The organism is Pseudodesulfovibrio alkaliphilus, assembly GCF_009729555.1.
Classification (GTDB): domain Bacteria; phylum Desulfobacterota; class Desulfovibrionia; order Desulfovibrionales; family Desulfovibrionaceae; genus Pseudodesulfovibrio; species Pseudodesulfovibrio alkaliphilus.
Window position 1 is genome coordinate 119,016 of record NZ_WODC01000002.1, and the last position, 21,578, is coordinate 140,593.

22 protein-coding genes and 1 tRNA gene are annotated in these 21,578 nt (G+C 61.9%); 17 read left to right on the top strand and 6 right to left on the bottom strand.

All coding sequences use genetic code 11. From position 1 onward, the window contains the following. Positions 1 to 175: 175 nt before the first annotated feature. Complete coding sequence (locus GKC30_RS04240) at positions 176 to 1,600, bottom strand: outer membrane homotrimeric porin (RefSeq protein ID WP_155932492.1); 1,425 nt, start codon at positions 1,598 to 1,600, stop codon at positions 176 to 178. Between the two features lie 275 nt (positions 1,601 to 1,875). On the opposite strand from GKC30_RS04240, the gene uvrC reads away from it, so the two are divergent. Further along, positions 1,876 to 3,693 carry an excinuclease ABC subunit UvrC gene (gene uvrC, locus GKC30_RS04245; RefSeq protein WP_155932493.1) on the top strand — a complete coding sequence of 606 codons (1,818 nt, stop codon included), beginning with the start codon at positions 1,876 to 1,878 and terminating at the stop codon, positions 3,691 to 3,693. Between the two features lie 29 nt (positions 3,694 to 3,722). Here uvrC and GKC30_RS04250 read toward each other — a convergent pair whose 3' ends face one another. Further along, positions 3,723 to 4,400 carry a metal-dependent hydrolase gene (locus tag GKC30_RS04250; protein ID WP_155932494.1) on the bottom strand — a complete coding sequence of 226 codons (678 nt, stop codon included), beginning with the start codon at positions 4,398 to 4,400 and terminating at the stop codon, positions 3,723 to 3,725. Positions 4,401 to 4,504: 104 nt separating this feature from the next. After that, on the bottom strand, positions 4,505 to 5,071 hold the full coding sequence (locus GKC30_RS04255) for a UbiX family flavin prenyltransferase (RefSeq protein ID WP_155932495.1): 567 nt from the start codon (positions 5,069 to 5,071) through the stop codon (positions 4,505 to 4,507). Between the two features lie 261 nt (positions 5,072 to 5,332). Between GKC30_RS04255 and GKC30_RS04260 the strand changes: the two genes are divergently transcribed. Together GKC30_RS04260 and GKC30_RS04265 are read left to right on the top strand one after the other, a co-directional pair. Next, a tRNA-Arg gene (locus GKC30_RS04260) sits at positions 5,333 to 5,409 on the top strand. Between the two features lie 127 nt (positions 5,410 to 5,536). Next, positions 5,537 to 6,028 carry a hypothetical protein gene (locus GKC30_RS04265; protein WP_155932496.1) on the top strand — a complete coding sequence of 164 codons (492 nt, stop codon included), beginning with the start codon at positions 5,537 to 5,539 and terminating at the stop codon, positions 6,026 to 6,028. Between the two features lie 34 nt (positions 6,029 to 6,062). Here GKC30_RS04265 and GKC30_RS04270 read toward each other — a convergent pair whose 3' ends face one another. Beyond that, on the bottom strand, positions 6,063 to 6,452 hold the full coding sequence (locus tag GKC30_RS04270; protein ID WP_155932497.1) for a bacteriohemerythrin: 390 nt from the start codon (positions 6,450 to 6,452) through the stop codon (positions 6,063 to 6,065). A gap of 163 nt (positions 6,453 to 6,615) precedes the next feature. Between GKC30_RS04270 and GKC30_RS04275 the strand changes: the two genes are divergently transcribed. From GKC30_RS04275 to GKC30_RS04285, 3 genes are all read left to right on the top strand, one after another. Further along, positions 6,616 to 6,906 carry a hypothetical protein gene (locus GKC30_RS04275; RefSeq protein WP_155932498.1) on the top strand — a complete coding sequence of 97 codons (291 nt, stop codon included), beginning with the start codon at positions 6,616 to 6,618 and terminating at the stop codon, positions 6,904 to 6,906. 99 nt (positions 6,907 to 7,005) lie between these two features. After that, the gene (locus tag GKC30_RS04280) at positions 7,006 to 8,850 is read left to right on the top strand and encodes a UbiD family decarboxylase (RefSeq protein WP_155932499.1); all 1,845 of its coding nucleotides are present in this window, start codon (positions 7,006 to 7,008) and stop codon (positions 8,848 to 8,850) included. 106 nt (positions 8,851 to 8,956) lie between these two features. Continuing rightward, the gene (locus GKC30_RS04285; protein ID WP_155932500.1) at positions 8,957 to 9,466 is read left to right on the top strand and encodes a hypothetical protein; all 510 of its coding nucleotides are present in this window, start codon (positions 8,957 to 8,959) and stop codon (positions 9,464 to 9,466) included. Between the two features lie 69 nt (positions 9,467 to 9,535). Here GKC30_RS04285 and GKC30_RS04290 read toward each other — a convergent pair whose 3' ends face one another. Continuing rightward, a complete protein-coding gene (locus GKC30_RS04290) occupies positions 9,536 to 9,931 on the bottom strand; it encodes an Hpt domain-containing protein (protein ID WP_155932501.1) in 396 nt (131 codons plus the stop codon). Then, entirely contained in the window at positions 9,928 to 10,872 is a 945-nt protein-coding gene (locus GKC30_RS04295) for a chemotaxis protein (protein ID WP_155932502.1), read from the bottom strand. Before GKC30_RS04295 ends, GKC30_RS04290 begins: the two co-directional genes overlap by 4 nt. A gap of 311 nt (positions 10,873 to 11,183) precedes the next feature. On the opposite strand from GKC30_RS04295, the gene tpx reads away from it, so the two are divergent. The 11 genes from tpx (at position 11,184) to GKC30_RS04350 (ending at position 21,575) form a co-directional block, all read left to right on the top strand. Then, the gene (gene tpx, locus GKC30_RS04300) at positions 11,184 to 11,702 is read left to right on the top strand and encodes a thiol peroxidase (RefSeq protein WP_155932503.1); all 519 of its coding nucleotides are present in this window, start codon (positions 11,184 to 11,186) and stop codon (positions 11,700 to 11,702) included. Between the two features lie 156 nt (positions 11,703 to 11,858). Then, positions 11,859 to 12,215, top strand: a complete 357-nt coding sequence (locus GKC30_RS04305) for an ArsR/SmtB family transcription factor (RefSeq protein ID WP_155932504.1) — start codon at positions 11,859 to 11,861, stop codon at positions 12,213 to 12,215. Between the two features lie 214 nt (positions 12,216 to 12,429). Then, positions 12,430 to 13,617 (top strand): SO_0444 family Cu/Zn efflux transporter, encoded by a 1,188-nt coding sequence (locus tag GKC30_RS04310; protein WP_196772805.1) that lies wholly within the window; start codon positions 12,430 to 12,432, stop codon positions 13,615 to 13,617. A gap of 105 nt (positions 13,618 to 13,722) precedes the next feature. Continuing rightward, a complete protein-coding gene (locus GKC30_RS04315; RefSeq protein ID WP_155932505.1) occupies positions 13,723 to 14,664 on the top strand; it encodes an ABC transporter substrate-binding protein in 942 nt (313 codons plus the stop codon). Between the two features lie 31 nt (positions 14,665 to 14,695). Then, on the top strand, positions 14,696 to 15,430 hold the full coding sequence (locus tag GKC30_RS04320; protein WP_155932506.1) for an ABC transporter ATP-binding protein: 735 nt from the start codon (positions 14,696 to 14,698) through the stop codon (positions 15,428 to 15,430). Between the two features lie 35 nt (positions 15,431 to 15,465). Then, positions 15,466 to 16,188: an ABC transporter permease gene (locus tag GKC30_RS04325; RefSeq protein ID WP_155932860.1), complete on the top strand. Its 723-nt coding sequence runs from the start codon at positions 15,466 to 15,468 to the stop codon at positions 16,186 to 16,188. A 99-nt stretch (positions 16,189 to 16,287) separates the two neighbouring features. Then, positions 16,288 to 17,250 (top strand): PhoH family protein, encoded by a 963-nt coding sequence (locus GKC30_RS04330; RefSeq protein WP_155932507.1) that lies wholly within the window; start codon positions 16,288 to 16,290, stop codon positions 17,248 to 17,250. After that, positions 17,250 to 17,714, top strand: coding sequence for an rRNA maturation RNase YbeY (gene ybeY / locus GKC30_RS04335; RefSeq protein WP_155932508.1), 465 nt, complete (start codon positions 17,250 to 17,252; stop codon positions 17,712 to 17,714). Before GKC30_RS04330 ends, ybeY begins: the two co-directional genes overlap by 1 nt. 16 nt (positions 17,715 to 17,730) lie before the next feature. Beyond that, positions 17,731 to 19,293 (top strand): AlbA family DNA-binding domain-containing protein, encoded by a 1,563-nt coding sequence (locus tag GKC30_RS04340; RefSeq protein WP_155932509.1) that lies wholly within the window; start codon positions 17,731 to 17,733, stop codon positions 19,291 to 19,293. 116 nt (positions 19,294 to 19,409) lie between these two features. Next, entirely contained in the window at positions 19,410 to 20,312 is a 903-nt protein-coding gene (argF, locus tag GKC30_RS04345; RefSeq protein ID WP_155932510.1) for an ornithine carbamoyltransferase, read from the top strand. Between the two features lie 30 nt (positions 20,313 to 20,342). Beyond that, positions 20,343 to 21,575 (top strand): argininosuccinate synthase, encoded by a 1,233-nt coding sequence (locus tag GKC30_RS04350; protein ID WP_155932511.1) that lies wholly within the window; start codon positions 20,343 to 20,345, stop codon positions 21,573 to 21,575. Positions 21,576 to 21,578 lie beyond the last annotated feature (3 nt).

Below are 21,578 nucleotides of genomic sequence, written 5' to 3' on the forward strand. Positions count from 1 at the left end.
GTCTGTCAAGGGACAAGGATATAGCCGACCGGGCCTGAAAAGTCGAGCGCAAGAAGTCAGGGGAGGGGCGCACTGATGGCGACGGAAGCCGGGCAACAAAAAAGGGGCCGGGGTTTGCACTCCCCGGCCCCAGGTGTCACTTGGGTTGGTTTGGCGTTATGCCAAGCGCTTCAGACTAGAAGCTGTAGAGGATGCCGGTGCTGATCTTCCAGGCATCGCCGCCCTTGTAGCCCGCGGTGTTATTAAAGCGGCTTTCCTTGGTGCTCAGGTTGAGGTAACCGAGATCCAGGGACAGGGTCAGCTCGTCGTACAGCTTGTAGGCGGTGTTGAAGTCCACTTCGAACAGGGAGTCCTTATCGGTCAGGGTGCGACCGTAGGTGTAATAGTCGTAGCCAGTCCTGTTGGTACCCTTGGCGTAGATGATGTGCGCGTCGTGGGTCAGACCCTCGGCAAAGGACTGGATGTCCTTCAGGGAGAGGCCCAGGGCCCAGAAGCCCAGGTAGTTGTTCCTTTCCTCGATGGAACCGGCCAGGAGACGGTCGCCGCCGAAGAAGAAGGAGCCGATGGCCCAGTTGGAGGCGGCCAGCATGGGCATGCGGTTGGACTTGCCAGCTTCGGAAGCGTTGCCGTTCCTCTTGTCACCAGAGGTGTAGACGAAGAACAGTTCGGGGGTCATGAAGTCAAAACCCTTGTATTCCAGGGCGGCGTCGAACAGCCAACCGGAACGCCTGTTCTGCTCTTCCTTGGAGGAAACCTTACCATAGTTCACGTCGGCCTTCAGGACGAAGGGATCGAACAGGTCCATGGTGAAGGCAGCGCCGAGCCAGTAAGCGTTGTCAAAGTCCTTGCCAGCTTGGTTTGTTGCGTTCCGCCCGCTGAGGCCAGCGTGGTTCAGACCGCCGGTCGCAGTCGCTGCAGTGACGCCTTTTCCGATCGGGGCGTACACGCCGAAGGGAGCGAAGGAGAAGCCTTCGAAGCTCAGCGGCAGGGCGGCGACGTAGGCGTCGATGTAATTCTTGGTGTCGTTGTTAACAGCAGGAGCAGCAACGCCGTTGAAGTCATAACCGTCAGCAGCACGGGCGTAACCGACCAGGTAGCCGACGTTGTCGGTGAAGGCGCCGGAGACGACGACAGCGCCGATCTCTTCGTCCAGGATCATGGAGCCGCCGCCAAAGGCCGCGGGCATGGACACGCCGTGGTAACCGGCGCGGACATGCACGGTGGTGTCGGGCCAGTTGAAGTCGATGTAGGCCTGACGCACGGTGATGCGGTTGCTGGTCGCGCTGTTGGAGCGGGAATCGCCAGCGCCAACGGCAAAGCTTCTGGCGCCCCAGTTCTGGGTGCCGTAACGGGTCTGGAGGACACCCTTCAGGTTCTCGTTGGCGATGAACTGGAAGGTGTTGGTGAGGCGCTGGTGGACACCGAAGGCGGATTTTTCGCGGTCTTCGCTGTTAGCGCCGCTTTTGGTCTTGAAGTCCCAGTTGGAATTCCAGTTGGCCTCAACGACCCAGGCGCCGGACGCCTTGATGTCGGCGGCGGAGGCCACGGCAGCGCTGAGCACGAAGGCGCACAGCACGGCGAGGATGATAAGACGTTTCATTGTTTTCTTCCTTTTTTGCGGTTAACCCAAGTGAACACCGTAACTGGCACTCCTTCTAGCGCATCCGGGAGGGTTTTGGCAAGGGGTTTCGAGCAAAAAACACCACTTGGGTAAAAATTTTTTTACCTGCTGTTCCGACGGACTTTGTTGTTGTTTCCTTTTTGTCGCAAGTATTTGTTGTTGTTAGCTTATTTAGATTTCACAAATTGTGCTGACCTGTGGGGTTGCCTGGGGTAAGGTGGCCAAAAGTTCAATGGGAGTCGAAAAAAAACCACATGTCCGAGTCTGAAGGGTTCAAATTTTTTGCCGCCGACTATCCTGATTCGCCGGGCGTGTATCTGATGAAGAACGCGGGCGGCCGGATCATATATGTGGGCAAGGCCAAGCGGCTCAGGCGCAGGCTGGCCTCGTATTTTCAGAAAAGCACCGGGTTGACGCCCAAGACCCGGGCGCTGTTGGGCCGGGTGCGCTCAGTGGACGTGCTGCTGACGGGAACGGAGAAGGAGGCGCTTCTGCTGGAAGAGGGGCTGATCAAGAAGCACCGGCCTCGTTACAACGTGGTCCTCAAGGACGACAAGCAGTATGTCCTCTTCCGCCTCGACAGGCGGTCCGAGTATCCCCGGCTGGCCATCACCCGCAAGGTGGTGCGAGACGGCTCGGTCTATTTTGGTCCGTTCACCTCGGGCGCGGCGGCAAAGGCCACCTGGAAGCTGCTGGGCAAGGTTTTCCCCCTGCGCAAGTGTTCTGACCATGTCTTCCGCAACCGGGTCAGGCCGTGTCTGTATCATCATCTGCATCAGTGTCTTGGGCCGTGTGTCCTTGACGTGGACCGGGATGTCTATATGGACATGGTCCGCCGGGTGGAGATGCTGCTTTCGGGCAAGTCGGGAGAATTGATCGTCTCCCTGGAGCGGCGCATGGCCGAGGCCGCCACGGCCATGGAGTATGAGCGGGCGGCCCGACTGCGCGACCAGATCAGGGCGGTGCGCCAGACCGTGGAAGGGCAGGTGGCCGTGTGCCAGGACAATCGTGACCGCGACGTGCTCGGTCTGGCCGAAGTGGAGGGAGGGCTCGGGCTCGGGCTGCTTTTCGTGCGGCAGGGCCGGCTTCTGGACGAGAAGCATTTCCATTGGCCCGGATTGACCCTGGACGAGGGGGACGAGGTGGTCCGCAGTTTTCTGACGCAGTTTTACGGCGCGATGCGGTTCATCCCGCCGTTGATCGTCCTGCCCCGCGAGCTGGACGACGCACTGGTGGCCGAGGTGCTGGCCGAGCGGCGGGGCGGTGCGGTGCGACTGGCCGCGCCAAGGACGATCCAGGAGAAGAGGCTGGTCGAGCTGGCCCGCGATGTTGCCCGTCAGGCCCGGGCGCGGCGCGACACCATCTCGGCACGGCTGGCCCGGGTGCTCAACCTGCCAACCGAGCCGGAGCGCATCGAATGTGTGGATGCCTCGCACCTGGGCGGGCGCGACATGCGCGTGGGGCAGGTGGTCTTCGAGTCGGGCCAGCGGAACCGGGACGCCTCGCGTCTCTATGCCTTCCCTGAGCTGGACGGTTCCGGTGACGACTATGCGGCCCTGGCCGCCTGGACGCGCAGGCGGGTGGAGTCCGGCCCGCCGTGGCCAGACCTGGTGCTTATCGACGGCGGCCGGGGGCAGCTGGCGGCCGTGGAACGCGCCTTGGGCGAGTGCGTGGAGGACGTGTGTTGGCAGCTGGCGGCCATTGCCAAGGGGCCGTCGCGTCGGGCAGGGGAGCTGGAGGATGTGGTCTTCCGGCCGGGTCGGAAAAACCCCATGCCCCTTGCCCCGGGCAGCGTCGAGCTGCTTTTCCTGCAAAAAGTGCGGGACACGGCCCACCGTTTCGTACTGGGCAGACAGCGCCGGGCGCGTAAGAAGGCGGTGCTTGAGAGCGAGTTGACCTCGCTGCCGGGTATCGGACCCAGGACGGCGCGGATTCTCTGGGACCGATTCGAGTCGCTGGAAGCCATGCTGGCCGCGGACCCGCAGGAGATCCGCTCGCTGCCGGGCATTGGGGGGAAAAAGGCGGCGCTTATCCATGCGGCCCTGCAAAAGATGGCCGTATCGCGCCGGTAGGCCGGGCAGCGGCCGGGGCGTTTGCCGCCTCAAATCTCGGTGGGCGTGCCTATCTCAAGCTCCACAAGCCGGGTCTCGGGCGAGAGCAGCATGAGTTGCTCGGCCAGGGCCGTGGTGTTCTGGGCCAGGATGGGCCAGGTGCCCCAGTGCTGGGGGATGACCCGGCGGCAGCGGAGCAGGGAACAGGCGTAGGCCGCCTGGGTTGCGTCCATGGTGAAGCGCCCGCCCACGGGCAGCATGGCTATGTCGATGTCGTGGAGCTTGCCGAACAACTCCATGTCGCCGAAGAGGCCGGTATCGCCCGAGTTGTAGAGGCAGGTGGAGTCGGGCAGGGTGATGATGAATCCAGCGGCCGCCCCGTGGCTGGACGAGTGCATGGCCTGGACCATCTTTATGGACCACCCGAGCCGGCTGACGGTGCCGCCGATGTTCATGCCCACCCCGAGGTGCTCGGGCAGTCCCTGGGCAATGAGGCTCTGGATCACGTCGAAGATGGCCACCACCTCGGCATCGTGGCGCACGGCCAGTTCCAGGGTCTGTCCCACATGATCGTTATGGTCGTGGGTGACGAGAATGAGGTCGCAGCGTTCGATGTCCTTGTAGGTGGCGGGCGAGGCCGGATTTCCCACGAAGAACGGATCGATCAGGGCCGTGGCGTCTTTGGTCCTGATCCTGAAATTCGCATGGCCGAACCAGGTGATCTCCATACTTTCCCTCCTCGGGGCCGACCGGGCAGTCGCGGGCGGGCGCATACGCGCGGCGTCCGTCATTGGCGGCTGCGTATCGGCCTGTGGTTGCTCTTTGCCCCCGCTCATTCGCCCCAGCGGGCATGGAGCGCATGGGGAATGTCCAATTGATCAAGCACCCGGCCAGCCAGATGGGCGGTCAGATCCTTGATGGTTTGCGGTCGGTGGTAGAATCCCGGACTGGCGGGCATGACCACGGCTCCGGCCCGGTCTGCGGCGAGCATGTTTTGCAGGTGGATGGCGCTCAGGGGCGTCTCGCGGGTGACGAGTACGAGCCTGCGGCGTTCCTTGAGGGTGACATCCGCCGCCCGGTGGATGAGTGAGTCGCCCACCCCGGTGGCCACAGCGGCCAGGGTGGCCATGGAGCAGGGGCAGATGATCATGCCCTGGTGCCTCCACGAGCCGCTGGCCGGGGGGGCTGCTATGTCATCCGGGTGATGCACGGCGTGGGCCATGGCTTCGAGGGTCCCGGGAGCATCGTCGGACTCAAGGGCCATGACCCGTCGGGCGGCCGCGGAGATGACGAGGTGCAGCTCAATGTCGTCACGGTGGCCGAGCTCGCCTGCCAGTTCGGCGGCGTAGGGAGCGCCGCTGGCGCCGGTCACGGCGAGGATGATTCGTTTTTTATCCATTGTTTCCATAGGTGCATTTGTTGGAAGCATTCCTGTCGCTGCCCGTTGTGCTCCGCTTGTATCCAAGGGCGCTCCAAAGGACAGGCGGGCGCAATCCCGTCATCATTTCACTCCATATAGACTTTTTTTAGACATTTGCGCAAGGGGAAAGGCGATAGCAGTGATGCCACGCTTCTCTCCGCCAGTTGGCAGCCGGTTTGCGCGGCGTCGACAAGTGTTCTTGACAAAGGACGGCGCGGGGTATAGCTACTTCGTTCCCGTGGGCTATTAGCTCAGATGGATAGAGTGCTTGCCTCCGGAGCAAGAGGTCGCAGGTTCGAATCCTGCATAGCCCACCACCGCGATGTTCAGGCCCGGAATGAAAGTTCCGGGCCTTTCGTGTTTGGCGGCCTTTACAGTGGTGTCCGGTTCGTGCATATGGTTGAGGATGTCATCAACCCCCCCCCATTATCCTGCGAGGTGCATATGCGTCGGACATTGACGGTAACAATTCTTGCAATCCTGCTGGCCGCGACAGCGGTTCCGGCGCGGGCGGACATGGGTGCGAAATTCGCGGCCATCCGCATTCTCGACGACATTACGGTTCTGGTGGACGTGGCCGGCGGAGGCCTGGAGCCTGCGGAACTGCGTTCCTACGCCGTCAATGCCTTTGTCAGAAACATGCGTGGCATGGTGGTGAACGACGGAGCCGTGGTGGAAAACTATCCGGCTGCGGGATATGAGCCAGCCAACGTCGGCTATATCATCATGAAAATAATGAGCATGCACACCGAGAGCGGGCTCAATGTCTATCATCTGGATTTCGAGTTTGGCATCCCGCCGCGTCAGGTTTACTGGGACACGGCGACCATGGGTGTTGCCCCCACCCATCTGGATCTGCGCAAGGAGGTTCTGGAAGATATCGACGAGGTCATGGAGACCTTTGCCGCAGCCTTCTATACCGCCAGGGGGGAATGACTCCACGCCGCGACAGGCTTGATGTGACGCTCCCTCACCGGCCACGGGCATGGGGGGCGTAGCGCATGTCCTCTTCCATGATGTGCGCCGCGAGCCAACGGCTCAGGAAAACGAATATCCTGGTCAGGTCGGTCCGGCTCTTCACTGAGCGTCGAAAGTCGTCCACCGTGCTCCTGAATCTGGCGTGGTGGAATTTGTGCTCTTCAAGGTCGGCAAACCCGCTCTCTCGCATGAACCGCTCCTCGGATGCGAAGTGGGTTTCGCCGTAGGCGGCCATCTTCTCCACCAGCCGGGGCAGTTGGCTTTCGTCCTGGCGCTCGATGGCTTCGTATGTCTGGTTGATAAGGTCAATGAGTGTTTTGTGCTGGGCGTCGAGTTCCTCGACCCCTACGGACATGGCCTCGTCCCACTGCATCAGCGCCATGGCGTTCCTCCCGCGCAGGTTTCCAGCCGGGTAGCACATTCTTGTCCGGGGGGAAAGCGCACCAAGGCACTGCACGATGGCCGGCAGTGGAATTATAATACCCCCGCGCCTGTCCCTGTGTTTGTATCCTAAGCTGAGCCATCAGCTTGTTCGGAGGGTCGAGATGCGTACATTGTCAACCATGTCAAACAATTGTCCGAATTGTGTCTTCTACAGAAAAGGGTGTGTGCTTGGGCATCGGCGGCCCTGGAACGCGCAGACCTGCGACGACTATCGCCCCTACTGCCTCGTATGCGGCTACCCTCGCGTATTTTGCAACACCTGCCGCAACCTTGCGTCCAAGGGGATGAAGCCCCACGAGTTGGACCTGCGGAGCGCCTATGCCCGGCATGGCGCCATCCGGTTCGACTGCGTCTGGCGTTCGCCGGGCCGGTCCGCAGGGGCAGGGCACTGAAGTCCAGGCGTTCCGGCCTGCTGTCGATTCCCGCTTAACTTTTTCGCCCTTTCCGATTAGATTGTGCCCCCGGCAGCAACATCGAAAACGGGAATCGCAATGGGATACATCAATACAAGAGAATGCCTCGACGCCCTTGAGGAACGGGGCGAACTGGTTCGCATCGACACGCCCGTGGACGCCTTTATCGAGGCGGGTGCCATTCAGCGACGGGTCTTTCGTGCGGGCGGTCCTGCGCTGCTTTTCACCAAGGTCAAGGGCTGTCGTTTTCCCATGGCCGCCAACATTTACGGCACACGCGAGCGGATGCGCTTCATTTTTCGCGATACCATCGCGACCGTGCAGCGCTTGATGAAGCTCAAGCTCAATCCCATGGAAGCGCTCAAAAAGCCCTGGCAGTATCTCGGCGCACCGCGCACCGCCTGGCACACCATGCCGCGGACCGTGGAAACCGGGCCGGTCATGGAGTGCGAGGCTGCACTCTCGGCCCTGCCCGGATTGGTGTCCTGGCCCATGGACGGCGGTGCCTATGTGACCCTGCCTCAGGTCTACACAGAGAGCCCGGATAATCCCGGTTTCGCGGGCTCCAACCTCGGCATGTACCGGGTCCAGCTCTCCGGGGGCGAGTTCCTGCCGGAGCGCGAGGTGGGTCTACACTACCAGATCCACCGGGGCATCGGTCACCACCACGCCCAGGCCATTGCCCGGAGTGAGCCGCTGCGGGTCAACGTCTTCGTGGGCGGACCGCCTGCCATGACCCTGGCAGCCGTCATGCCATTGCCGGAGGGACTGGCCGAGGTGTTCTTTGCCGGGGCCATGGCCGGGCACCGTATTCCCATGGTCCGCCACGAAGGCGGCTTGCCCATTCCTGCCCAGGCGGATTTCTGCCTTTGCGGCCGGATCATGCCCGGCGAGCAGAAGCCCGAGGGGCCGTTTGGCGATCATCTGGGCTACTACAGTCTGACGCACGATTTTCCGGTCATGCGTGTGGACAGGGTGTATCATCGTCCCGACGCGGTCTGGCCCTTCACCACCGTGGGGCGGCCGCCCCAGGAGGACACGGTGTTCGGCGAGTTCATCCACGAGTTGACCGCCGAGCTGGTGCCCTCGGTCTTTTCAGGAGTTCACGAGGTCCACGCCGTGGATGCGGCCGGTGTGCATCCGCTGCTTCTGGCCGTGGGCAGCGAGCGCTATGTGCCCTATGCCGAGGACAGGCAGCCCCAGGAACTGCTGACCAACGCCATGGCCCTGCTCGGCAACACCCAGACCTCGCTCTCCAAGTATGTTCTCATCGCGGCCAGGGAGGATCTGGCTCCGGGCATGTCCTGCCACGACATTCCCGCTTTTCTCGACCACCTGTTGCGGCGGGTGGACCTTGCCCGCGATCTGCACTTCATCACCCGGACCACCATGGACACGCTGGACTACTCGGGCATCAGTCTCAATCAGGGCTCCAAGCTGGTGCTGGCTGCGGCCGGGAAGGTCAAGCGGTCCCTGGCCGCCGAACTGCCCGCCGACCTCGACCTGCCGCGCGGCTTCCGCGATGCCCGGGTCTTCGCGCCCGGGATCATGGTTCTCAAGGGACCGGCCCACCGGCGCAAGCGGGACCAGCAGGACCCGGCCCTGGACGCCCTGGGCGAGGCCCTGTCTCAGGTCAGGGGCATTGAGGGGTTCCCCCTCATCGTGGTGGCCGACGACGCCGCCTTCACGGCCCGGGACTGGGACAATTTCCTGTGGGTGGCTTTCACCCGTTCGGACCCGGCCACGGACATCTACGGCGCGGGAGCCTTCACCCATGCCAAGCATTGGGGCGCCAAGCTGGCGGTGATCATTGATGCGCGGCTGAAGACCTACCACGCCCCGCCGCTGGAGCCGGACCCCGAAGTGGAGCGGCGAGTGGACGCCCTGGGGGGTCCCGGCGGGCCGCTGCATGGCATAATATAGGTTGGCCCTCGCCTCTTCCACGCGATTCCGGTCGGCGGATCATTGTGCCGTGTCCTGAAATGCGCTATTTGCTGCGCTGCCAAAGACAATAAACCGGAGGGAGCGCATGGACGCCAAAGTCATCGGGGATCTCAAACTGGCCTTTGCCTGCGACCTTTACGAGACCGTCAAGGCCGCCCGCAAGCTGCACGGCGAAAGCATGTTCCGCCACACCATGGTTGAGAGCAATGGAACCATGGTTTTCGTGGGGGCGTTTCCCAGGAAGGATATTCTCGAATTTCCGAACCTTGACGAAGGGTTTGCGGCCGGGCTCAAGACTTTCAACCTCGTCGGCGTGGTCACGGACGGCAAGAGCGGGCTCGACCTGTTTCATCTTGGGGGGATGAACAAGCCTTTCACCTCGTTGACCGACCCCAGGGGGATTGTAAAAATCCTCATCGACGAGCCGTTTACGGCGTTCCTGCGGATGTATTTCGAGGTGAGGGGCATCATGATGGACTTCACGCGCATGACCCACGATCAGTTTCTTCGGGCTGTGGAAGGGGAGGTTTTCAAGAACACCTCGTTTTCCAAGATGCACGAGGCCAGCGAGTTGCTCAAGGCGCTAGAGAATTAGCTGGTTTTTCAGTGGATGCAGGGACACCCTTATGGGCGTCCCTGTGTTCTTCTGGCATACTCGGCGGCATCACCCTTCCAGGGATTTCTTGACCGACATTTCGAGCATGGCCGTGTGCAGTCGGATGCTGACGGAGTCGCTTTTTTCCACATCCCGCGCCAGTTCGCGCAATTTGTCCACGGCCTCGAGGCTGGCGGTGATGATCATTTCGGTGACGGGAATCCGCTCCTTGCGAATCTGTTCCAGCACGTTTTCCAGCTTGTGGGCCAGCTCCTCGATGGTTCCCAGTTTGAGCAGGTTGGCCCCGGCCTTGACCGAGTGGGCGTCGCGGAAGATGGAGTTGATCAGTCCTGGTTCGGGTTCAGCCGCCTTTTCAAGGCGCAGCAGGCCGGATTCGATGGAATCGAGCCGTTCTGAGGTTTCTTCGAGGAAGACCTCGAGGACGTGGTCGGCAGGTCTGGTCAAGCGGATATTCCTTCAATGAGTTCGATGGCCTTGTCGGGGATGGTGTGCAGGTCGGGCTTGGTGATCTGCATGTCCGCACCTACGGAGTCCCCCTTGTGACGCAGTTCCTTGGTGATGATCGAGGAGTACAGGATCACCGGCAGTTTTTTCAGGATTGGATCATGCTTGATGTTCTTGGTCAGGCTGAAGCCATCCATGAGCGGCATTTCGATGTCAGAGACCACGATGTCCACGAACTCGTTGATGTCCTTGCCCGATTCCTCAGCCAACTGCTTGTATTCCGTGAGGGTTTTCAGGGCCTCGCTTCCGTTGGTGGTGATGGTGGGGCGGAAGTTGGCCTTGCTCAGATTGTTTTCGAGCATGGTGCGGATGGTGGCCGAGTCGTCCGCCACCAGTACTTTGTACTCTTTGTCCGCACGCTTGAGTTCCAGTCCGTCGTCGGGCTCGAACTGGGTCAGGATGGTTTCGAGATCGAGCAACTGGATGAAGTGGTCTCCCTTGTCCACCAGGCCGATGATGGAATCCGTACTCTGGGAGATGACGCTTGAGGGCGGGATGACCTCGCCCCAGCCCACGCGGTGGATCTCGATCACGCCGGAAACGAGGAAGCCGGTCACGGACTTGCTGAACTCGGTGACGATGACGATGTCGCGCTCGGTTTTGGGCATATTCAGATCAAGCCAAACCGAAAGGTCGAGCACGGGAAGGATCAGGTCGCGCAGGGGGATGGTGCCCATGAAGGACGGGTGGGGCGCGGACTCCGGCGGTTCGAGGTTCGGCGTTTCGATGACCTGCATGACTTTGGCCACATTGATGCCGAAATAGTTCTTGACCGGAGGCTGGCCCTCCTTGAGCGTTTCGTTGATATAAAATTCCAGAATTTCGAGCTCGTTCGTCCCGGTTTCCAGCAGGATGCCGGTGTCAATCGCAAGCTTGCTCATAGCGGTACCTCATCGGGGAACTCCTGCCGGTCCACCATGGCCCGGCTTGTCTGTTTATACCTCGCCCCACTGCGCATGTCCATGATATAAGATCGTCAGTTGAACCATTATAATGTGTTGGACGGGCCGGAAATGATTTTTCGTTCCCTTGACGGTCGTGTCCGGCCCATGCACAAAAGAAAAACGGTGGGACGGGCTTCAGGCGGCGGTGGGAAGGCGGTTCCCCATGGAGTGAGCAGTCCTGTTCCTCCTTTACATCCATTGCAGCGCGGTGTTATGGCAATGGTTACTAAAACGCATAAGGAGCGACAATGCAGGAAAGAAAAGGTGTTTCGACGCTAAAAGGCAACCCGGTGACGCTTCTTGGCCCGGAGATCAAAGCCGGGGACAAGGCCCCGGACTTCTCACTGGTGGCCAATGATCTGACCGGGCGCACTCTGGCCGATTATGCGGGCAAGGTGTTGATCCTCGCGGCGGTGCCCTCGCTGGACACTCCGGTCTGCGATATGGAAACCCGTCGTTTCAATACCGAGGCCGCCGGGTTGGGAGACGATGTTGTCATCCTCACCGTGAGCATGGATCTTCCTTTTGCCCAGGCCCGATGGTGCGGCGCGGCCGGAGTGGAAGCGGTTCAGACCCTTTCGGATCATCGCGATGCCTCCTTTGGAGCGGCTTTTGGCGTATTGATAAAGGAATTGCGCCTTTTGAGCCGGGCGGTCTTCGTGGTGGGCAGGGACGGCGCAGTGGCCCATGCCCAGTACCTCAAGGAGATAACGGACGAACCCGACTACGCCGCCGTCTTGGAAGCAGCCAGAAAGCTGGCAGCTTAAGGGGTGATATTCTCATTCCGCAACAAGGAAATTGCGTTAAAGGCACCATGGCGGGCTGGCCTCCTTGTCTGGGGGACAGCCCGCTGTCAGGTCTTGACACCGGCTGCCTACATGGGTACAGACGCTATAAATGAGTAACTGATCATGTGAGGTGGCATGTCCAACATCGCCTGCGGAAATACCGAGCAGCACGAGGCCAACGTCTCCCAGGTCAGGGCCGGGATGCTCTCCGAGAGGGACTTTTTGTTCCTGGCAGAGCTGTTCAAGGCCCTTGGCGACTATACGCGGGTGCGTATGCTCTACGCCCTGTCCATCCACGAATTGTGCGTCTGCGCCCTGGCAGAGGTGCTCGACATGTCCCCCTCGGCCATTTCGCACCAGCTCCGGCTGTTGCGAGCAGCCCGTTTGGTCCGCTACCGCAAGGAAGGCAAGAACGTGTATTACACCCTTGATGATGAACATGTGCGCAACCTCATCGGCCAGGGGCTTGACCACGTTTTGGAGCAGGGATAGCGGGGCGCTATGGCGGCTGATGCAGGGGATTCCCGGACTCTGTCGCGGTACCTGTAGCAAGGGCTACGGCCGATATGGCCAGCAACCGGGTTGCGATGGTCACGCCTTCCCCCCTGCGGCAAAGGCGAACGGAGAGTGAAGCTCTTTTTTTTGACTTGTTAAGTGAACACCTGTTCAATTATGAACCTGTTCTTATATGAGAAATGAGGCAGTCATGGATATGCTTGTCGAGATAGTCGTCGCGTCGTGGCATGTGCTGGAGGAGTCAGCGCCCTATGTGCTGCTGGGTTTTTTCGTGGCAGGGCTGCTCAAGGCCTTCGTGCCCGATGCGTTCATGGCCCGGCATCTCGGGGGTCGCTCCTTCGGTTCGGTGGTCAAGGCGGCGGTCATCGGCGTCCCGCTGCCTTTGTGCTCGTGCGGGGTGCTGCCCGCGGCCCTGGGTCTTCGGCGGCAGGGCGCGAGCAAGGGTGCGACCACGGCCTTCATGATCTCCACGCCGGAAACCGGGGTGGACTCCATGGCCGTAACTTACGCCCTGATCGATCCGATCATGACCGTGGTTCGGCCGGTAGCGGCTACGGTCACGGCCGTTTCCGCCGGGATATTGGTCAATCTCTTCCCAGGGCGCGAGGAGCGGGAGGCGGAATCGGACCACTCTTTGCGGCGTGACAACGGCCCCGCATTCCGGCCTGTCCCGTCGGCTGAAGCCAGTATAGACACCGAACCGGCGGCACGTCCCCTTGATCTCCCTTATGCCCATTCTTCGGAGGGTCAATGCGGGTGCCACGGGGGCGAAGCCCAGCCGGAACGCATTGGTATCTGGACCCGGTTCATTCTGGGGATGCGCCACGCCTTTGGCGAGATGCTGGCCGACATCGGCAAGTGGCTGATGGTCGGTATTGTCGTGGCCGGGGCCATTGCCGTGGCCGTTCCTGAGGACGCACTGTCAGAATACATTGGTACCGGCTTTCCTTCCTATCTCATCATGCTCGTGGTGGCCCTGCCCCTGTATGTCTGCGCCACGGCCTCAACGCCCATTGCCGCCTCCCTGCTGCTCAAGGGGCTCTCTCCGGGCGCGGCCCTGGTCTTTTTGCTGGCCGGGCCTGCCACCAACGGCGCCACCATTACGGTGATGCTCAAGGCCATGGGCAGACGGACGGCGGTTATCTATGTGGCGGCCATTGTCGGTTGTTCCCTGACCCTGGCCTGGCTGGTGGACCGGCTTTATATCGCCCTCGGTCTTGACATCAGGGCTGTGGTGGTCCAGGTGGACGAGACCCTGCCCGAGTGGGTCGGCGTGGCTTCTGCCCTGGTTCTGCTCCTGCTTGTGGGCCGCAGTCTGATGCGCCGGGAATGCGGCTGCGGCGCCGGTCACTGCGCCGGGAGCCATGCCGGACATTAGCGGCGTTCAGCGTCCACTTGCGGCGCGTGGTCACTTCACCCGGGCCGACTTTTCATTCCCGGTCGGGCATGGTATAAGCCGCCACCTTGACCATGGAGTTTTGGCATGAAAAGAACCTTGTCCGTCACGAGCCTTGTACTTGTCCTTTTTCTTGCCGCAACGGCTTCCCCGGCACGGGCGCAGGGGATGACCATCCGCTTCGGCATTCTGCCCGTTCTCGACACGTTGCCGCTCCAGGTGGCTGTTGGCGACGGACTTTTCGCGGGACAGGGGCTCGATGTGGAGCTGATCTCCTTTGCCTCGGCCCTGGAACGCGACACGGCCATGCAGACAGGGCAGCTCGACGGTTACTTCGGCGATCTCATCGCCACGTACCTGCTCATCAATCAGGACGTGCCCATGTACATCGCCCTGACCTCCTGGCGCACCTCGCCCGGCTACCCCATGTTCGGCATTGCGCTTTCTCCGGCGGCTCGCGACAGGCGGCTGGACGAATTGAAGGGTGCCAGCCTGGGCATCTCCAGGTCCACCATCATGGAGTTTCTGGCCGACAAGATGGAGGCGCGCCTCGGCATAGGCGCCGAGTATTTCAAGCGCATGGAGGTCAAGAAGATTCCCATCCGCCTTCAGATGCTCATGGCCAGCCAGATCGATGCGGCATTTCTGCCCGAGCCGCTGCTCTCCCTGGCCCGGCTCAAGGGGGGCGGAGTGCTGGCAACGGCGGACAATTTGGATGTGCCCCTGACAGTGCTTTGCCTGCATCGCCGGTATTTCTCCGACGGCGCGGATGTCTATGTCCGCTTTGTCACCGCCTATCGGGAGGCGGTGGAGCGACTGGCCGCTGATCCCGAGCGCTATCGCGCTCTCATGGCCGAGACCTGTCGGATTCCGCAGCCCCTTGCGGAAGCCTTTCCGGTCTACAGATATCCGTTGCCAGCGCTGCCTTCGGACAGCGAACTGGACGAGGTGCAGGACTGGATGATCGCCAGGGGGCTCTTGCGCGAGCCCATTCCCAGGGAGATCGTCCTTTCGCCAATCATTCCCTGACGCCTCGGCTTGCAACCAGATCGTTTCAACCATGCTCAAAGCCGAAAATCTCGGAAAATCCTTTGGTGCCGTGCGCGTTCTCGACGACGTGTCCTTTGATCTCCAGGTGGGCGAGACCTTGGCCGTGGTCGGGCCTTCGGGCTGCGGCAAGACCTCGTTGCTTTATCTCTTGAGCGGTCTTTCCCGGCCGGACAGCGGCGCGGTCTTTCTCGACGCCGTTCCCGTCACCGGGCCGACCCCTGACATCTCCATCATCCTTCAGGATTATGGTCTCTTGCCCTGGCGGACCGTGGCCGACAACGTGGCCCTGGGCCTCAAGGTGCAGGGCGTGCCCCGTGCCAAGCGGCTTAAGTCGGCCCTGGCGCAGTTGGCCGAGTTGGGCATGGCCGAACGCGGGCAGGAGTATCCCGCCACCCTGAGCGGCGGCGAGCAGCAGCGGGTGGCCATTGCCCGGGCCTTTGTCTCGCGGCCCCGGTTGATGCTGCTTGACGAACCGTTCTCGTCGCTGGACGCCCTGACCCGCGAGCGGCTGCAGCATACCCTGCTTGATGTTTGGAAGCGGCGCAGGGTTCCCTATGTGCTCGTGACCCACTCCCTGGAGGAGGCCGTGGTGCTCGGGCGGCGGATCATGGTCTTGTCGGGCCGTCCGGGCAGACAGGTTGCCATGTTCGACAATCCCGGCTTCGGCGATGCGTCCATCCGCGACACCGAGGCGTGTTTTCGTCTGCTTCGTGAGCTGCGGCACACCGTGGAGGCGTTGTGGTGAATCATGAATCCCCGGTGGTGCGCTACGGGCTGGTCATGGTCGTTCTCGGCCTGCTCTGGAAGTTGGCGGCCATGGCCCTGGGCGGGGTTATTCTGCCCCACCCAGAGGACGCCCTGGCCGCCTTTGCCACGGCTCTGACCACGCGAATCTTCTGGGAGCATTTCGGCGTCAGCGCCTACAGGGCGGTCACGGCCATGGTCCTGGCCTGGGGCGTTGCTTTTCCTTTGGGATTGTTCATGGGCAGCGTCAGGCGGGCGGATGCCCTGCTGGCCCCGTTCGTCTTCCTGACCTATCCGGTGCCCAAGATCGTGCTCCTGCCCGTGTTCCTGCTTCTGCTCGGCCTGGGCGATGCCTCCAAGATCGCCATGATCGCGCTTATTCTCGGCTACCAGATTCTGGTCACCACCCGCGACGGAGTGCGTTCCATCCATCCAAAATATTTCGATTCCGTTCGCTCGTTGGGTGGTTCGCGCTGGGACGTGCTGCGCGAGGTGCTCATCCCGGCTGCGCTGCCTCATGGGTTCACGGCCCTCCGTCTGGGCACCGGGGTGTCCGTGGCGGTGCTTTTCTTCGTCGAATCCTTTGCCACCACACGGGGCCTGGGCTATATGATCATGGACGCCTGGGGGGCAATGAACTACTTGGGCATGTTCACAGGCATACTCGGCATGTCGATGATGGGTGCGGCCCTTTACGAGGCGGCCAACTTCCTGGAGCGCCGCGCCTGTCGCTGGATGTTTCTGCGCCGCAAGGCGTGATCGGTCATTGCCCTTGCGCCTGATGGCCGTTAGGGTGCGAAGGTCTCACGGCGGTTGGCGCCGCCATCCGTCAACCCCAAGGGAGGGCCAGGGACCGCGATGAAACTCGAATTCGACGACAGCAGGCTGGCCGGGCAGCTTTTCGGCCCCCACAATCAACACCTGAGGCTCATTGGCGAGCGCATGGGTGTTCGTCTGGAGAGCAGGGGCAACGCCGTGACCATCATCGCCCCAGCTGGGGAGGAGGCGGCAGAGGGGTTGGCCGCCCAGGTGCTGACCCAGCTCTACGCCATGCTCAAGGCGGGCAAGAGCCTGTACCCACAGGATGTGGACTACGCCTGCCGGATCCTCATGCGCCAGCCCTCGGCCGATGTGGGCGAGGTGTTCAAGGGCGATGTCTACGCTACCTCGGGCAAGCGGACGGTCTCGCCCAAATCCCTCAACCAGAGGGAATACCTTGATGCCATCCGCCAGCATGACCTGACGTTTGGCATCGGCCCGGCGGGCACGGGCAAGACCTATCTGGCTGTGGCCATGGCTGTGGGAGCACTGCTGCGCCGCGAGGTCAAACGCATCGTACTTACCCGCCCGGCGGTGGAGGCGGGCGAAAAGCTCGGCTTCCTGCCTGGCGATCTGGCCGAGAAGATCAATCCCTATCTGCGTCCGCTTTACGACGCCCTGCACGACATGCTCGATTTTCCCAGGGTGCAGGAGTATCAGGAGAGCGGCGTCATCGAGGTTGCCCCGCTGGCCTTCATGCGCGGTCGCACTCTCAACGACGCCTTCATCATCCTCGACGAGGCGCAGAACACAACGCCCGAGCAGATGAAGATGTTTCTGACGCGGCTTGGCTTCGGTTCGCGGGCCGTTGTCACAGGCGACGTGACACAGATCGATCTGCCCACCCACGCCCGTTCCGGCCTGCTCAATGCAAGGGCCATCCTCGAACGCGTCAAGGGCGTGAAATTCATTTTCTTCGACGAACATGATGTTATCCGCCACCCGCTGGTGGGCCGCATTGTCCGCGCCTACGAGCAGCACGATACCAACAGGACCGAATGATGGGTGAGCAGATCAGAATCGTGCGTCAAACCCGGCTCGATCCCGCATTTCCCCTGTCTCGGCGGGAGCTTGCCGGGGTGGTGGCCACCATTTTGGAGGCCCTGGGCCGTGAGGGGGCGTCTCTTGAGATCACCCTGGTTGACGACAGCGAGATGGCCCGGCTCAACGCCGGATTCATGGGCTGCCCCGGTCCTACCAATGTCCTCAGTTTTCCGACCGGGCACGGGGATGTCTTCCGGGGCGAGGTGGGCTCCGCAGGAGAGTCGGCATACCTCGGCGAACTGGCTCTGAGCGTTGACACCCTTGTTCGCGAGGCGCATCTCTACGGGCAGCCGGAACAGGTCCATCTGGCCCGGCTGTTGGCCCACGGCGTCCTGCACCTGGCCGGTTACGACCATGGCCCGGAGATGGACGACCTGACCGAACTTGCCGTGGACCGGGTTCTGCTCGCCCAGGCTGACTGACAACACCAGGAGTTGCATGTTCGATCAAAGACCGGCGCAGAGCATCATTCGAGGCAAGAATCTCTACCGGATACTTCAGGCCGGAGTGCTCCTGGCCTGGGCAGTGCTGGGCGCACTGGTCTTCTGGGGGGTGCGCGAGGTGCGCCACGACGCGGCTGCAGTGGCCGTGGAAAGTTCCGCAAAAGGTCTCGCCGGAGCGGTGACTGTGCTGGTCAACGCCGTGACCACCTCGGGCGGCGACATGGTGGTGAGTCGTCTCGACAGCCTTGGTCCGTCCGATCTGCGGCGCACCTTTACCGATATTCTTGGCAGACATCCCGACATGGCCTCAATCATGGTCTCGGATGGCGAGGGCCTGCGTTATCTGCTTCTCCGGGGGGCCGACGGCCTGCTCGAAGCAGTTCCCGGACAGGACGGGGGCTGGACCCTTTGGAGGCCCGATGGTTCCTCCTCGGCCGCCGTCGCCCCGGAGCGGTTCGACGGCGCGGCCGTGGACAAGGCCCTGGCCGAGGAATTCCGCCATCTTGAGCCCGGTCAGGTCAACTGGCGCAGCGCCGGGCGCTATGTCGACGCGGGCGAATCGTGGTTGGCGGCCGCGTCGCTGGTGCAAGGCGGGGCCGGTCGGGTCATGCTCTCCTTCGTCTTTCCGGTGGGGGTCGTGGTCAATCAACTTGATGGCGCGGAAAAGGGCAGGGCGGAAAAAGTCTTTCTTTTCTGGGACAACGGTTCAGTGCTGCCGGTCGGCGATGCGGACCGAAACCCCGGGGCGGCTCGGCAACCGGGACCGGCCCAGGAGATTCCCGATCCGGTCATCGCCGCAGCGGCCGAGCGCATGGCCCGGGATGCCTCATTGCGTGGTGTTCCCGTCCCCTTGCGGGTGCGTGGGGAGGTCTGGTGGGCATATCTTGCGCCCCTGTCCGTCTTTGGCGACACCCTGTCCCTGGGGGTGGTCGTGCCCATGGCCGGTGTCATTCCCTCCCTTGGCAGCGATACCTTCCTACAGGTTTTTGGCTCCGCCCTGGCCCTCTTGGGCGTTGCGGCCCTATATCTCCTGCGCCGCAACCGCTCCAGGATAGAGACCCTGGGTATGCGCCACGGCGCTGCCCGCAATGCCGACGATGTATTGCGACTCATTGCCGAGGGGGAGAGCCGGGGGCTCGAGTTCAAGCAGACCATGCGTTTTAATCTCAAGGCGGGCAAAAACGGAAAGGAGATCGAACACGCCATTGTCAAAAGCGTGTCGGCTTTCATCAATTCCGAGGGTGGCACATTGCTGGTGGGGGTGGCTGACGACGGCACGGTAACGGGCTTTGCCGAGGACAGCTTCGCCAATGACGACAAGGCGTTGTTACATTTTAATAATCTTGTTAACCAGTACCTTGGCGCCGAGTTTTCCCGCTATGTCGAGACCATGGCCATACAGGTTGGCGGGGCGACGGTCATCCGCGCTCTGTGCATGCCCGCCCGTGTTCCGGCCATCCTCAAAAACGGCCAGAGCGAGGAGTTCTACGTGCGCAGTGGTCCGGCCAGTCGCCAACTCTCGTTCAGTCAGTTTCACGAATGGCTCCGGAACCACTGACCGTGGGCCTTTTCATCAAGGCGGGCCGGGCTCAAAAGCCTTTACATCCATGTCAAGATCGGCCACACTTCATCCCTTTCGTAATGACCGGCAATTGATGATGGAGTGAACTCACGATGCCCAAGCATTTTCTGACCATTCTGGATATGTCCCGGGACGAGGCGCACAGCGTGTTGCTGCGTGCCAAGGCGATGAAAGACGGCGACATCCGTACCGATCTTCTGGCCGGAAAGACCCTGCTTCTGATTTTCGAGAAGGCGTCCACGCGTACACGTGTTTCTTTCGAGGTGGGTGTCCGCCATCTGGGCGGCGATCCTGTTTTCATCACTTCCCGCGACTCCCAGCTGGGTCGCGACGAGCCTCTCAAGGACACCGCCCGAGTCCTCTCGCGCTACGCGGACGGGCTCATTGTGCGTACCTTTGGCCAGGAGAAGCTTGAAACCCTGGTCCAGTTCGGTACCATCCCGGTCATCAACGCCCTGACCGACGAATACCATCCCTGCCAGATCATGTCCGACGTGCTGACCATGTACGAACGCACCCCGGATCTTGAGAGCCTCAAGGTGGCCTGGGTGGGCGATGGCAACAACATGGCTCATTCCTTTATCAACGCGGCCGCCACCTTCGGCTTTTCCCTCGCCCTGGCCTGTCCGGCAGGGTACCGGCCGGACCCGGGCATCATGGAGAAGGCGCGGAGCCTTGGCGCGGAGATCACCCTGACCGACGATCCGGCCGAGGCCGTGGCTGGGGCGCACTATGTGAATACCGATGTCTGGGCGTCCATGGGCCAGGAAGAGGAGCAGAAGAAGCGCGAGGCCGCCTTTGCCGGATACGCCGTGGACGAGAAGCTCATGGCCAAGGCCGCCCCCGGCGCCTGCTTCATGCACTGCCTGCCCGCCCACCGGGGCGAGGAGGTCAGCGAGGGCGTGTTCGAGGGGCCTGCCTCCATCGTCTGGGATCAGGCCGAAAACAGGCTGCACATGCAAAAAGCCATCATCGAATGGGTTTACAGCAATTGAAGAGCGATAGGACAGTGAGGAAATAATCAGATGAGCAAGTTGGATAAAGTTGTTCTCGCCTATTCCGGCGGGCTGGATACGTCGATCATCCTCAAGTGGATCAAGAACAACTACGGCTGCGACGTGGTCTGCATGACCGCGGACCTCGGCCAGGGCGAGGAGATGGACGGCATTGAGGAAAAGGCGCTGGCGACGGGCGCCGTCAAGGCCTATGTGGAGGATTTGCGCGAGGAGTTCGTGCGCGACTATGTCTTTCCCATGTTTCGGGCCAACGCGCTTTACGAGGGGCGCTACCTGCTCGGCACGGCCATTGCCCGGCCGCTGATTTCCAAGCGCATGGTGGAGATCGCCGAGATCGAGGGCGCCCAGGCCGTGGCCCATGGTGCCACGGGCAAGGGCAATGACCAGGTCCGCTTCGAGCTGGCCACCATGGCCCTCAACCCGCGCCTGAAGACTATCGCCCCCTGGCGCGAGTGGGACCTGAAGTCCCGGACCGATCTCATCAACTATGCCCAGGAAAACGCCATTCCCGTGCCGGTGAGCCGGGCCAAGCCCTGGTCCATCGATGCCAACCTGCTGCACACATCCTTTGAGGGCGGCGAGCTGGAAGACCCCTGGAACGCGCCGGGACCGGACTGCTACCGGAATATCACCCCGCCGGAGAAGTGCCCGGACGCGCCCGAGGAGATCACCATCGATTTCGAGGCGGGCGACCCCATCGCGGTGAACAGTGTCAAATACTCCCCGGCGGCCCTGCTGGCAAAGCTCAACGAGTTGGGCGGCAGACACGGCATCGGCCGGGTGGACATGGTTGAGAACCGATTCGTTGGCATGAAGTCGCGGGGGGTGTACGAAACTCCGGGCGGCACGGTCCTGGCCATGGCCCGGCGCGACCTGGAAGGGCTGACCCTGGATCGCGAGGTGATGCACCTGCGGGACAGCCTTGTTCCGCGCTATGCCGAAATGGTTTACTATGGCTACTGGTTTTCTCCCGAGCGCGAGGCGCTCCAGGCAATGATCGACAAGACGCAGGAAAGGGTCACGGGAACCGTGCGTCTGAAGCTTTACAAGGGCAACTGCGTGCCCCTTGGGCGCAAATCGCCGTTCTCCCTCTACAACGCCGATCTGGCCACCTTTGAGGAAGATGTGATTTACGACCAAGCGGACGCCGCGGGCTTCATCAAGCTGGTGGGGCTGCGGCTCAAGGGACGCATGCAGCAGAGCAAGTGGGGCGGCAAGGACCAGGAAGAAAGCTGCGAGTAGCGT